Source organism: Stenotrophomonas sp. 82F1, assembly GCF_056861525.1.
Genome location: NZ_JBSPUD010000016.1, coordinates 22,800 through 34,912, shown reverse-complemented (window position 1 = coordinate 34,912; position 12,113 = coordinate 22,800). Strand labels below are relative to the sequence as shown.

13 protein-coding genes are annotated in these 12,113 nt (G+C 66.8%); 5 read left to right on the top strand and 8 right to left on the bottom strand.

Annotated features, from left to right (window positions below; genetic code table 11):
* Positions 1-3 precede the first annotated feature (3 nt).
* The 7 genes from AC13GI_RS15105 to AC13GI_RS15075 form a co-directional block, all read right to left on the bottom strand.
* Positions 4-453 (bottom strand): hypothetical protein, encoded by a 450-nt coding sequence (locus AC13GI_RS15105; protein WP_380656137.1) that lies wholly within the window; start codon positions 451-453, stop codon positions 4-6.
* Entirely contained in the window at positions 404-652 is a 249-nt protein-coding gene (locus tag AC13GI_RS15100) for an FAD assembly factor SdhE (RefSeq protein WP_089240366.1), read from the bottom strand. Before AC13GI_RS15100 ends, AC13GI_RS15105 begins: the two co-directional genes overlap by 50 nt.
* 97 nt (positions 653-749) lie before the next feature.
* Positions 750-1,535, bottom strand: a complete 786-nt coding sequence (locus tag AC13GI_RS15095; protein ID WP_025878815.1) for a succinate dehydrogenase iron-sulfur subunit — start codon at positions 1,533-1,535, stop codon at positions 750-752.
* A 66-nt stretch (positions 1,536-1,601) separates the two neighbouring features.
* Entirely contained in the window at positions 1,602-3,392 is a 1,791-nt protein-coding gene (sdhA, locus tag AC13GI_RS15090; protein WP_025878814.1) for a succinate dehydrogenase flavoprotein subunit, read from the bottom strand.
* Positions 3,393-3,423: 31 nt separating this feature from the next.
* Entirely contained in the window at positions 3,424-3,810 is a 387-nt protein-coding gene (gene sdhD, locus AC13GI_RS15085) for a succinate dehydrogenase, hydrophobic membrane anchor protein (protein WP_025878813.1), read from the bottom strand.
* A complete protein-coding gene (sdhC, locus tag AC13GI_RS15080; RefSeq protein ID WP_089240360.1) occupies positions 3,807-4,199 on the bottom strand; it encodes a succinate dehydrogenase, cytochrome b556 subunit in 393 nt (130 codons plus the stop codon). The genes sdhD and sdhC overlap by 4 nt, the downstream gene beginning before the upstream one ends.
* A gap of 56 nt (positions 4,200-4,255) precedes the next feature.
* Positions 4,256-4,429, bottom strand: a complete 174-nt coding sequence (locus AC13GI_RS15075; RefSeq protein ID WP_080149151.1) for a DUF1674 domain-containing protein — start codon at positions 4,427-4,429, stop codon at positions 4,256-4,258.
* Positions 4,430-4,468: 39 nt separating this feature from the next.
* Between AC13GI_RS15075 and ygfZ the strand changes: the two genes are divergently transcribed.
* Complete coding sequence (gene ygfZ, locus AC13GI_RS15070) at positions 4,469-5,344, top strand: CAF17-like 4Fe-4S cluster assembly/insertion protein YgfZ (RefSeq protein WP_482996713.1); 876 nt, start codon at positions 4,469-4,471, stop codon at positions 5,342-5,344.
* A gap of 127 nt (positions 5,345-5,471) precedes the next feature.
* On the opposite strand, the gene AC13GI_RS15065 is transcribed toward ygfZ, so the two are convergent.
* Positions 5,472-6,554, bottom strand: a complete 1,083-nt coding sequence (locus tag AC13GI_RS15065; RefSeq protein WP_482996712.1) for an ABC transporter ATP-binding protein — start codon at positions 6,552-6,554, stop codon at positions 5,472-5,474.
* Positions 6,555-6,906: 352 nt separating this feature from the next.
* Here AC13GI_RS15065 and zwf point away from each other — a divergent pair, with 352 nt between their 5' ends.
* Genes zwf through edd form a run of 4 tightly spaced genes read left to right on the top strand, consistent with a single transcriptional unit; the run spans position 6,907 to position 12,041 of the window.
* The gene (gene zwf / locus AC13GI_RS15060; RefSeq protein ID WP_089240355.1) at positions 6,907-8,343 is read left to right on the top strand and encodes a glucose-6-phosphate dehydrogenase; all 1,437 of its coding nucleotides are present in this window, start codon (positions 6,907-6,909) and stop codon (positions 8,341-8,343) included.
* Positions 8,340-9,347 carry a glucokinase gene (gene glk, locus AC13GI_RS15055; protein WP_482996711.1) on the top strand — a complete coding sequence of 336 codons (1,008 nt, stop codon included), beginning with the start codon at positions 8,340-8,342 and terminating at the stop codon, positions 9,345-9,347. Before zwf ends, glk begins: the two co-directional genes overlap by 4 nt.
* Positions 9,344-10,066: a 6-phosphogluconolactonase gene (pgl, locus tag AC13GI_RS15050; protein ID WP_482996710.1), complete on the top strand. Its 723-nt coding sequence runs from the start codon at positions 9,344-9,346 to the stop codon at positions 10,064-10,066. Before glk ends, pgl begins: the two co-directional genes overlap by 4 nt.
* 58 nt (positions 10,067-10,124) lie before the next feature.
* Positions 10,125-12,041 (top strand): phosphogluconate dehydratase, encoded by a 1,917-nt coding sequence (gene edd, locus AC13GI_RS15045; protein ID WP_482996709.1) that lies wholly within the window; start codon positions 10,125-10,127, stop codon positions 12,039-12,041.
* The last annotated feature ends 72 nt before the right edge of the window (positions 12,042-12,113 follow it).

Below are 12,113 nucleotides of genomic sequence, written 5' to 3'. Positions count from 1 at the left end.
AGCCTATGGTGCCACCGACCGGGGCTTACGGGAAACGGCGCGTGCGGATACGGCCAGTCGCAGTTCACGTCGCTGCCCGCGATCGAGTACATCCGGCCAGAACAACAGCCGTCGACGACGCCAGCCTTCGCGCCACTGCAGCAGCAGCCAGGGCCCGCGCACCACCAGTCGCGGCTCGGCAATGTCCTGCCCGTCCACGCGCAGCGGCTCAGGCAGGGGCGGCAACTGCAGCAACGCGCGGGGCCGCCGCAGGCGCCAGGCCAGCTCGGCCAGGCCCAGCACCCAGACCCCGATCAGTACGGGAACGAGGTGCCCCGGCGGCAGATCCGAGGCACGCAGCAGCCACGGCGCAGCCAACAGTACCGCCAGCTGGGCGCTGGCCTGCAGCCGCGAGGGGCGCCACTCAAGGCTTGAGGGCGAGGATCTTGTGCATGAGGGGGACGGCGTGCGCATGTGGGCAGGCCTCGTAGCCCATGAACCAGCGCCACAACTTATCGTCCTCGCAGTCGAGCAGGAACAGGAAAACCTCGCGCTCTTCGGTCGGCGCACTGCTCCATTCGCGGTCCAGGTAGCGACCGAACAACTGGTCCAGTTCACGCATGCCGCGCCGGCAACGCCAACGCAGCTTCTTCAGCAGAACATCTTCTTCCATCGTGTCTCTCCAGATACAGCAAAGCCACGCATGGCGTGGCTCTGCTGGGAGGTGCAGCCACGCGTGGCGTGGCTCTACCGGGTACAGCCGGGCCGTATCAGGCGCGGCGCTCCATCATCAGCTTCTTGATCTCGGCGATCGCCAGTGCCGGGTTCAGGCCCTTCGGGCAGGTCCGGGCACAGTTCATGATGGTGTGGCAGCGGTACAGCTTGAACGGATCTTCCAGATCGTCCAGGCGCGCACCGGTGTCCTCGTCGCGCGAATCGATGATCCAGCGGTAGGCCTGCAGCAGGATCGCCGGGCCCAGGTAACGCTCGCCGTTCCACCAGTAGCTCGGGCAGCTGGTCGAGCAGCACGCGCACAGGATGCACTCGTACAGACCGTCCAGCTTCTTGCGGTCTTCCGGCGACTGCAGGCGCTCACGGTCCGGCGGTGCCGGGGTCTGGGTGCGGATCCACGGCTTGATCGAGGCGTACTGCGCATAGAAGTGGGTCAGGTCCGGAACCAGATCCTTGACCACGTTCATGTGCGGCAGCGGGTAGATCGGCACTTCCTTCTTGCCGCAGTCCGAGATGGCTCGGGTGCAGGCCAGGGTGTTGGTGCCGTCGATGTTCATCGCGCACGAACCACAGATGCCTTCGCGGCAGGAGCGGCGGAAGGTCAGGGTCGGGTCGATCTCGTTCTTGATCTTGATCAGCGCGTCCAGGACCATCGGGCCGCAGGCGTCCAGATCGACGTCATAGGTGTCGGTGCGCGGATTGCTGTCGTCGTCCGGACTCCAGCGGTAGATCTTGAAGGTGCGCACGTTCTTGCCGCCGGTCTTGGCGGGGAAGTGCTTGCCCTTCGTGATCTTGGAATTCTTGGGGAGTGAAAACTCGGCCATGGCTGCTCTCGTTGGCTCAGGCGGCCCGCGCCCGAGGGCGCGGATTGCATGTTAGGCGGGGTCGGATCAGTACACGCGCGGCTTCGGCGGCACCACGGACACGTCATCGGTCAACGTGTACATGTGCACCGGACGGTAGTCGAAGCTGCACTTGCCCTTCTCGTCCACGCTGACCAGGGTGTGCTTCTGCCAATTGACGTCGTCGCGGTCCGGGAAGTCCTCGTGCGCATGTGCGCCACGGCTTTCCTTGCGCTGCTCGGCCGAGTTGATCGTCGCCACCGCGTTCAGCAGCAGGTTGTTCAGCTCGTAGGTCTCGATCAGGTCCGAGTTCCAGACCAACGAACGGTCGGAGACCTTCACGTCCTGGAACGAGTCGAAGATCTTGTCCATCTTCTCGCAGCCTTCCTTCAGCGTCTGGCTGGTACGGAAGACCGCCGCGTCGGCCTGCATGGTGCGCTGCATGCGATCGCGGATGACCGACGTCGGGGTATCGCCGTTGGCGTGACGCAGCTTGTCCAGCAGGCCCAGCGCCTTGTCGCAGGCGTCGGCCGGCAGGGTCTTGTGCGCCGCGCCCGGGGTGATCGTCGCCGCGCAACGATTGGCCACCGCGCGCCCGAACACCACCAGGTCCAGCAGCGAGTTCGAGCCCAGGCGGTTGGCACCGTGCACCGAAACGCAGGCCGCTTCGCCGATGGCGTACAGGCCCGGCACGACCGCATCGGGGTTCTCGCCGTCCTTGCGCACCACTTCACCGTGGTAGTTGGTCGGGATGCCGCCCATGTTGTAGTGCACGGTCGGGATCACCGGGATCGGCTGCTTGTGCACGTCGACGCCAGCGAAGATGCGGGCGCTCTCGGCGATGCCCGGCAGCTTGTCGTCGATCACGCCCGGGCCGAGGTGGGTCAGGTCGAGCAGGATGTGGTCCTTGTGCTCGCCGACGCCGCGGCCTTCGCGGATTTCGATGGTCATCGAACGGCTGACCACGTCACGCGACGCCAGATCCTTGTAGTGCGGTGCGTAGCGCTCCATGAAGCGCTCGCCGCTGCTGTTGCGCAGGATGCCGCCTTCACCGCGGACACCCTCGGTGATCAGGCAGCCGGCGCCGTAGATGCCGGTCGGATGGAACTGCACGAACTCCATGTCCTGCATGGCGATGCCGGCGCGCATGGCCAGCCCGCCACCGTCGCCGGTGCAGGTGTGCGCCGAGGTGGCGCTGAAGTAGGCACGGCCGTAGCCGCCGGTGGCCAGCACCACGCCCTGGGCGCGGAACAGGTGCAGCGTGCCGTCGGACATGTCCAACGCCAGCACGCCGCGGCAGGCACCTTCGTCATCGAAGATCAGGTCGAGTGCGAAGTACTCGATCATGAAGCGTGCGTCGTGCTTCAGCGACTGCTGGTACAGCGTGTGCAGCATCGCGTGGCCGGTACGGTCGGCCGCCGCGCAGGTACGCTGCGCCGCCGGGCCCTCGCCGTACTGGGTGGTCATGCCACCGAACGGACGCTGGTAGATCTTGCCTTCGGCGGTGCGGCTGAACGGCACGCCGTAGTGCTCGAGCTCGATGATCGCCGGAATCGCTTCACGGCACATGTACTCGATGGCGTCCTGGTCGCCCAGCCAATCCGAACCCTTGATGGTGTCGAAGAAGTGGTAACGCCAGTCGTCCTCGCCCATGTTGCCGAGCGCAGCGGAGATACCGCCCTGGGCGGCGACGGTGTGCGACCGGGTCGGGAAGACCTTGGTCAGGCACACGGTCTGCAGGCCCTTGGCGGCCAGGCCGAACGTGGCACGCAGGCCGGCGCCGCCGGCGCCCACCACGACCATGTCGTACTTGTGTTCGGTAATCTTGTAAGCGGACATCTAGTCTGGATTCCTGTCTTGGCGCCTGGGCTCAGGCAACGCCGAGGGCGATGCGGCCCACCGCAAACACACTGACGATCATGCCGAGCACGGCGACGAACTTCACCGCGGTCTGCAGCACCAGGGCCAGCAGCGATTCGTGGATGTAGTCCTCCAGCACGACCTGCAGGCCGAGCTGGGCGTGCCAGAACATGGCGATCAGCAGGCCGATCAGCGGAACGGCGTTCCACGGCTTGGCGATCGCGGCAGTGGCGGTCACGTAATCCGAGCCCAGCAGGCCCAGCACGAACACCAGGAACCAGATGCCCAGCACCACCAGTGCGGCGGCGGTCAGGCGCTGATGCACGAAGTGCTCGGTGCCGGTCTTGGCCGAACCGAGACCGCGCACGCCCTTCAGCGGGGTACGGAACTTGCTCACGCGGCACCTCCGAACATCACATAGGCCCACACCGCCAGGGTGATCAGCAGGCTGCCGATCACCGACATCCAGCTGCTGCGGATGAAGGTGGCAATGCGGAATCCGATCGCGAAGTCCTGCACGATATGGCGGATGCCATTGCACAGGTGATAGGCGAACGACCATGTCCACGCGAACAGGAACACGCGGCCATACCAGGCCCCGGCATGGCCGGTGAAGCAGTTCCAGGATTCGGGCCCCATCATCAGAGCCAACAGGCCTCCGGCGATGATGAGGGCACCAACAGACAGAAAGACGCCAGTGGCTCGATGCAGGATCGAGGTGGCCATCTGAATCTGCCAGCGATACACCTGAAGGTGCGGAGAAAGGGGACGTTGTCTGGTCGCCATTCGCTGGGCTCGTTGTCTCGGCTGGGCGGCATAAGGCCGCGTTGGCTCAATGCTGATCAAAAATCGATGCAGCGTCCGTTTTTTTCCCAATCGCCATACCGCACCGGATCGAGTCCGCCGCGGCCACCGAATTCCTCTTCCACCTCTGGTTGTTCCACGGGCACAGGGACCGGGGGAACCAGCGGGGCTTCAGCTTCGGCGTCGGGAGTGGGGGTTGTTTGGCCTATCATGATGGGTCTCGCAACGCACAAATTTTAGACCTCGTTCACGTGCCTGACAACCTTCCCCCTGCTTTCGTCGCATATCCGCGCCTGCCCGGCCATCAATTGCTGAGCCTGCAGGGCGTGGATGCAGCGGCTTTTGCCCATGCCCAGTTCAGCAGCGACGTGACCGCCCTGCCCCTGCTGCACTGGCAGTGGAGCGCGTGGCTGAGCGCCAAAGGCCGCACCCTGGCGGTGTTTCAGCTGCTGCGGCTGGCCGATGACCATGTGCTGCTGGTGCTCGCCGACGGAGATGCCGATGCGATTGCGTCGCAACTGCAGCGTTTCGTGTTCCGCCGCAAAGTAAAATTGCAGGTTCATGCCGATCTCGTCGTGGCCGGGGCCTTTACTGCGCCGGAAGCCGCCACCGGCGCCGCCATCGCGCTGACCGGTAACCACGGCTGGGAGCTGGACCTGGGCAGCGACGCACTTCCCCGCACGCTGCGCATCGGCCCGGTCGAGGCCTTCGCGGCCAGCGACCAGGCCGGGGACGCCGCCTTTGCTCTGGCCTGGCGCCAGGCCGATCTGCGCTACGGGCTGCCGCGCCTGGAAGCGAGCCAGCGCGAGGTGTGGACCCCGCAGCAGCTGGGCCTGGACCGCCTCAACGGCTACAGCGTGAAGAAGGGCTGCTACCCCGGTCAGGAAATCGTCGCGCGCACCCATTTCCTCGGCAAGGCCAAACGCGCGGTGCAGCTGCTGCATACCGCAGCACCGGCGCAGGCGGGCGATGGCGTGCAGCAGGATGGCGCCGCGCTCGGCACCCTGGCCAGCGTGGCCGGCGATCTGGCACTGGCCGTGCTGCCGCTGGAGACCAGCGACAGCGAACTGCAGGTGGGTGATGCGCCCGCGCAGCGGATGCCGCTGCTGGACGGGTTGGCGCGCTGAGGCGCCGATCCGGTACGTCATCCACGCATGGCGTGGATCTACCGAGCCCGAGACCCTGTTCCGGCGGGTGCGGACCGTTGGTCCGCACTGCGATGAAGCAGCCGAGCGTGGGCTCGGCTCTACAGGGCTATAGCCGCTCGCCGGTTTCCGGGTTGAAGAAATGCAGGCCCTGCGGGTGGATCGCCACCCGGATGTCCTCACCCACGCCCGGCAGCGACTGCGGCGCCACGCGCATGGTCAGCGCGTGCTGGCCGCTGCTCATGTTGACGAAGATCTCGTTGCCGACCGGCTCGATGCCTTCGATGCGCGCGGTGAACGCATGCGTGTCTTCGCTGCCTGCCGGCTGCAGGTGCTCGGGACGCACGCCCACCGCGATCGGCTTCTGCAGCCACGCCGGATCGATCGTCGCCTGCCCCAGCGGAGCACGCCAGTCGCCGTCGACCACGGTCACGCCACCGGCATCGCCCTGCAGCGTACCGCGCAGCACGTTCATCGCCGGGCTGCCGAGGAAGCCGGCCACGAACAGGTTGGCCGGACGGTCGTACAGCGCCATCGGCGTGTCGATCTGCTGGATGACACCGTCCTTCAGCACCACGATGCGCTGGCCCAGGGTCATCGCTTCGACCTGATCGTGGGTCACGTAGATCATGGTGGTGCCCAGCTTGCGGTGCAGCTGTGCGATCTCGGTGCGCACGCTGTGGCGCAGCTTGGCATCAAGATTGGACAGCGGCTCGTCGAGCAGGAACACCGCCGGCTCGCGCACCAGCGCACGGCCCAGTGCAACACGCTGGCGCTGGCCGCCGGACATCGCCTTGGGCAGCTTGTCCATCATCTCGGTCAGGCCCAGCGTCTGCGCAGCTTCGCTGATGCGCTTGTCGATGGTCGCCTTGTCATGCCCGCGCAGCTTCAGGCCAAAGGCCAGGTTCTCGGCCACGGTCATGTGCGGGTACAGCGCGTAACTCTGGAACACCATCGCGATGTCGCGATCCTTCGGTGCCACGTCATTGACCACGCGATCACCGATGGTCAGCGTGCCGCCGCTGATCTCTTCCAGCCCGGCCACCATCCGCAACAGGGTCGACTTGCCACACCCGGACGGGCCCACCAGCACCATCAGTTCGCCGTCGGCCACCTCGAAGGTGGCGTCCTTCACCGCGACCTGTCCGTTGTCGTAGACCTTGCGCACACCCTGCAACTGCACTTTTGCCATTTCACTCATCCAGTCCGCCCGACGCCGGGCTGTCTTTTGGGACTGCCTCGGCCCTCCCGATGGCAGTGATGATTGCGCGGTTGCCGCATGACGGCGACCACTGCAATCGAATACAGTTGCCCATTCTGCCATGTAAACGTTTTCACGTGGCACTATCCGAACGTCGGTGCGCGCCGACCTGCACCGTCGACCGAACGAAGGGTTGCCGCTGTAGTGGTTTCGATTGGAACGGTGCTCCGGCAAGCCGGAAAACCGATCCAGATGAGCCTCGGACAGGCAGTTGCGCGGATGTCCCCCGAACCCAGCCATGAAGCGATTGACAACGATGTCACCCGGATCTGAAACTCGAGCGATGCACGACACACTCTTCCTGTTTGGTGCCACAGGTGATCTGGCCCAGCGCTACCTGTTCCCTTCGCTGCTGCGCCTGCTTGGCGACGGCCTGCTGCCGGAGGATTTCCGCATCCGTGCGCTGGCCCTGTCCGGCCATGACACCGAAGCCTTCCATGACATCCTGCGGCCCCGCCTGCAGCAGGCGATGCCGATGGCCAGCCAGGAGGACATCGCCTCCCTGCTGCGTCGCATCGACTACCGCTCGGTCGACCTGCGTGACGTCGACTCGGTCGCCGCCGCGGTATCCGACCTGGTCGACCGCCGCTGCGTGAGCTACCTGGCGATCCCGCCGGGCCTGTACATCTCCACCTGCGAAGGCCTGGCCAAGGGCGGCGCACTGGCTGCACCGGCACGCCTGATGCTGGAGAAGCCGATCGGCAGCGACAGCGAAAGCGCCGAGGAGATCATCACCACCATCGGCCAGTGGATCGACGAAGACCGCGTGTTCCGCCTCGACCACTACCTGGGCAAGGCGGCGGTACAGAACCTGATCGCGCTGCGCTTCGGCAACACGCTGCTGGAAGCGGTATGGAACCGCAACTACATCGAATCGGTGCACATCCTGGTCGCCGAAAGCGAAGGCGTGGATGGCCGTGACGCCTACTACGCACGCTCCGGCGCCCTGCGCGACATGGTGCAGAGCCACATCCTGCAGCTGCTGTGCATGGTGGCGATGGAGCCGCCGGCGTCGCTGGAAGCCGACCGCATCCGCGATGAGAAGGTCAAGGTGCTGCGTGCGCTGCGCCCGCTGGATGCCAAGCACGCCGCGCGTGACAGCGTGCGCGGCCGCTATACCGCCGGCAGCATCAACGGCCAGCCCGCACAGGCCTACCAGCCGCCGGAAGGCAGCGACGTGGAGACCTTCGCCGGCGTCACCGCGCACATCGACAACTGGCGCTGGAGCGGCGTGCCGTTCCACCTGGTCACCGGCAAGCGCCTGCCCGAGCGCACCACCCGCGTGGTGGTGACCCTCAAGCCGGTCACGCACTGGTTGTTCGAACGCCCGCAGCGTGCGCAGGCCGCACCGAACCGCCTGGTGTTCCAGCTGCAGCCGCAGGAGAACATCGAGCTGGGCCTGATGAGCAGCCTGGCCGGCCCGGAATGGGGCGCGCTGGAACTGCAGCCGCTGGAACTGGAACTGTCGGTACCGACCGGCCTGCATCGCCGTATCGCCTACGAACGCCTGTTCCTGGACGCCTTCAACGGCAACCACACCCTGTTCGTGCGAGATGACGAAGTGCGTGCCGCCTGGGCCTGGATCGACAGCGTCGCCGATGCCTGGAAGGCAGCCGACCTGCCGCTGGAACCCTACCCTGCCGGCCAGTGGGGCCCGGCCAACGCGGTCGACTTCCTGCCGCAGGGCGTGGACGCGCCGGATAGCGGAGCGTCGGAATGAGCGCCAGCAGCCAGCCCGTGCTGGTCGCCGACATCGGTGGCACCAATGCCCGCTTCGCCCTTGCCGACACCTCGCAGGACGCCCCGCTGCTGAAAGAGAGCATCCGCGAGTACGCAGTGGCGGAGTTCCCGTCGCTGGGTGATGCCGCGCGCCACCATCTGGAACAGATCGGCGCCACCGCAGGCCGTGGCGTGTTCGCAGTCGCCGGTCGTGTCGATGGTGACGAAGCCCGCATCACCAACCATCCGTGGGTGATCTCGCGCAGCCGCACGGCCGCGATGCTGGGTTTCAACGAACTGCACCTCATCAACGACTTCGCCGCGCAGGCGATGGCGATCTCGCTGCTGCAGCCCGAGGACGTGGTCCAGGTCGGCGGTGCCGCCTGGGTTCCGGGCAAGCCGGGCCAGCCGCGCAACTACGCAGTGATCGGGCCGGGTACCGGCCTCGGCGTCGGCGGCCTGATCCTTCGCCACGGCCGCTGTTACCCGCTGGAAACCGAAGGCGGCCATGTCAGCTTCCCGCCGGGAACGCCGGAAGAGATCCGCATCCTGGAGATCCTGTCCGAGCAGTTCGGGCGCGTCTCCAACGAGCGGCTGATCTGCGGCCCCGGCCTGGTCAACATCCATCGCGCAATCTGCGAGATGGCGGGTATCGACCCGGGCCAACTGCAACCGGTGGACGTGACCGCCCGCGCCCTGCACGGCGATCCACAGGCGATGCGTACCGTGGATGTGTTCTGCGCGGTGTTCGGCGCCATTGCCGGTGATCTGGTGCTGACCCAGGGCGCCTGGGACGGCGTGTTCCTGACCGGCGGGCTGACTCCGAAGATGCTCGATTCATTGCAGCACTCCGGTTTCCGCCAGCGCTTCGAACACAAGGGCCGGTTCTCTTCGATCATGGCGCGGGTGCCGTCGCTGGCCGTGATGCATCCCCACGCCGGACTGCTGGGCGCCGCTGCCTATGCGGCCGACGCCGAACGTGACGCACCAGGAGTTGCCGCATGAGCCCCACCTTCCATGACGACCGCATCGAGTTCATCAACCACGGCGATGCCGATGGCTGGATCGAAGCCGTCGCTGCCGAAATGGCACAGGCGATCAACCACGACATCACCGAGCTGGGCCGCGCACGCATCCTGTTGTCCGGCGGTACCACGCCGGCTCCTGTGTACCAGGCGCTGGCCGAACTGGACGTGCATTGGGACCGCGTTGAAGTGAGCCTGGCCGACGAGCGCTGGCTGTCGCCGCAGGATCGCGACAGCAATGCATGGCTGGTGCGCGAGAACCTGCTTACACGTGCCGAAGGCGCGCACTTCGATCCGCTGGTGCGGATCGGCAAGCCGCTGCCCGAGTGCGTGTACACCGCCAACCTGCAGGCCCAGCACAGCCAGGCGCCGAGCCTGGTCGCACTGGGCATGGGCAATGACGGCCATACCGCCTCGCTGTTCCCGGGCTCGAAGGACCTGACCCGCGCGCTGGAAAGCACCCTGCCGTATGCCGCGCTGGATGCCACCGGCTGTCCCGGTGCCAACCAGTGGCCGCTGCGCATCACCTTGACCCCACGTGGCCTGGCCCAGTGCCGCCAGCGTCTGCTGCTGCTGCGCGGCAAGCAGAAGCTGCAGGTGCTGCGCCAGGCTCTGGACAGCAACGACCCCCAGCAGTATCCGATCCTCAACGCGATCAACCTGGACGGCGCGCGCCTGCGCGTCCACTGGGCTGATTGATGTCGGCGGCGGCGCCCTGCCGTCGCCCGCCTCTCGCCACCTCGAACGCCGGTAGCCAATGAGCCTCCATCCGCAACTGCAAGCCATCACTGAGCGCGTCATCCGCCGCAGCGCCGCCTCGCGCGCCGCCTATCTGGCAGCGATCGACGCCTCCCTGCGCGATGGCCCGTTCCGCAGCCGCCTCAGCTGCGGCAACCTCGCCCACGGTTTCGCCGCCTGCGGTGGCACCGACAAGAGTCGCCTGCGCGGCGGCGTGACGGCCAACCTGGGCATCATCACCGCCTACAACGACATGCTGTCGGCGCACCAGCCGTTCGAGACCTATCCCGAACAGATCCGTGCAGTGGCCCGCGAACTGGGCGCTACGGCGCAGGTGGCCGGTGCCGTGCCAGCGATGTGCGACGGCGTCACCCAAGGCCGTGGCGGCATGGAGCTGTCGCTGTTCTCGCGTGATGTGATTGCCCAGGCCACCGCGATCGGGCTCAGCCACGACATGTTCGATACCACCGTGTACCTCGGTGTGTGCGACAAGATCGTGCCGGGCCTGCTGATCGGCGCCCTCGCCTTTGGCCATCTGCCCGCCGTGTTCGTGCCGGCCGGCCCGATGACGCCGGGCATTCCCAACAAGCAGAAGGCCGAAGTGCGCGAGCGCTACGCCGCCGGCGAAGCCACCCGCGAAGAACTGCTGGAAGCCGAATCGGCCTCCTACCACGGCGCGGGCACCTGCACCTTCTACGGCACCGCCAATTCCAACCAGGTATTGCTGGAAGCGATGGGCGTGCAGCTGCCGGGCGCATCGTTCGTCAACCCGGACACCGCGCTGCGCGATGCGCTGACCCGCGAAGCCACCGAGCGCGCACTGGACATCACCGCGCTGGGCGACGACTTCCGTCCGCTGGGCCGGATCATCGACGAGCGCGCGATCATCAACGCGGTCATCGCGCTGATGGCTACCGGTGGCTCGACCAACCACACCATCCACTGGATCGCGGTGGCGCGCGCGGCCGGCATCGTGCTGACCTGGGACGACTTCGACGAGCTGTCGCAGCTGATTCCGCTGCTGGCGCGGGTCTATCCGAACGGCGAGGCCGACGTGAACCGCTTCGCCGCTGCCGGTGGTCCGGCGTTCGTGTTCGGCGAGCTGATCAAGGCCGGCCTGATGCATGGCGATCTGGTCAGCGTCGCCCGTGGCGGCATGGCTGACTACGCCCTCGAACCGCAGCTGCGCGAGGGCAAGCTGGTGTATCTGCCGGGCCTGGAGCGCAGCGCCGATGAAGAAGTGGTGCGCGGTGTCGACAACCCGTTCGAGAGCCAGGGCGGCCTGCGCCTGTTGCGCGGCAACCTCGGCAAGTCGCTGATCAAGCTGTCGGCGGTGAAGCCGCAGTACCGCACCATCGAAGCGCCGGCCGTGGTGGTTGATGCACCGCAGGTATTGAACAAGCTGCACGTCGGCGGCCTGCTGCCCGAGCATTTCGTGGCGGTGGTGCGCTACCAGGGCCCGCGTGCGAACGGCATGCCGGAACTGCATTCGCTGGCACCGCTGCTCGGCCTGCTGCAGAACCAGGGCCGGCGCGTGGCGCTGGTCACCGATGGTCGCCTGTCCGGCGCGTCCGGCAAGATTCCGGCGGCGATCCACGTGACCCCGGAAGCCGCACGCGGTGGTCCGCTGGGCAAGGTACGCGAGGGCGACATCATCCGCCTGGATGGCGAAGCCGGCACGCTGGAAGTGCTGGTGGACGCGGCCGAATGGGCGGCGCGTACGCACGCGCCGAATACGGCGCCGGCCGCCAATGACCTGGGCCGCAACCTGTTCGCGATCAACCGGCGTGTGGTGGGTCCGGCGGATCAGGGTGCGATCTCGATTTCGTGCGGTCCGGCGGCGGCTGACGGTGGGCCGTGGGATTACGACGCGGAGTACGAGCTGGGGCACGATGCTGCGGCTGCGGCGGCGCCGCATGAGGCGAAGGACGCCTGAGGGTTGAAGAGCGTTGCGGGTATGCGTGGGCGGTGAGTGTCCTGGTTGAGGCGGCGGGTAGCCCCCACCAGG

What these genes read in the sequence shown, in the direction of transcription:
- AC13GI_RS15105 (WP_380656137.1), bottom strand. Translation starts at nt 453, where the DNA reads ATGCGCACGCCGTCCCCCTCATGCACAAGATCCTCGCCCTCAAGCCTT.
- AC13GI_RS15100 (WP_089240366.1), bottom strand. Translation starts at nt 652, where the DNA reads ATGGAAGAAGATGTTCTGCTGAAGAAGCTGCGTTGGCGTTGCCGGCGC.
- AC13GI_RS15095 (WP_025878815.1), bottom strand. Translation starts at nt 1,535, where the DNA reads ATGGCCGAGTTTTCACTCCCCAAGAATTCCAAGATCACGAAGGGCAAG.
- sdhA (WP_025878814.1), bottom strand. Translation starts at nt 3,392, where the DNA reads ATGTCCGCTTACAAGATTACCGAACACAAGTACGACATGGTCGTGGTG.
- sdhC (WP_089240360.1), bottom strand. Translation starts at nt 4,199, where the DNA reads ATGGCGACCAGACAACGTCCCCTTTCTCCGCACCTTCAGGTGTATCGC.
- AC13GI_RS15075 (WP_080149151.1), bottom strand. Translation starts at nt 4,429, where the DNA reads ATGATAGGCCAAACAACCCCCACTCCCGACGCCGAAGCTGAAGCCCCG.
- AC13GI_RS15065 (WP_482996712.1), bottom strand. Translation starts at nt 6,554, where the DNA reads ATGGCAAAAGTGCAGTTGCAGGGTGTGCGCAAGGTCTACGACAACGGA.
- zwf (WP_089240355.1), top strand. Translation starts at nt 6,907, where the DNA reads ATGCACGACACACTCTTCCTGTTTGGTGCCACAGGTGATCTGGCCCAG.
- glk (WP_482996711.1), top strand. Translation starts at nt 8,340, where the DNA reads ATGAGCGCCAGCAGCCAGCCCGTGCTGGTCGCCGACATCGGTGGCACC.
- pgl (WP_482996710.1), top strand. Translation starts at nt 9,344, where the DNA reads ATGAGCCCCACCTTCCATGACGACCGCATCGAGTTCATCAACCACGGC.
- edd (WP_482996709.1), top strand. Translation starts at nt 10,125, where the DNA reads ATGAGCCTCCATCCGCAACTGCAAGCCATCACTGAGCGCGTCATCCGC.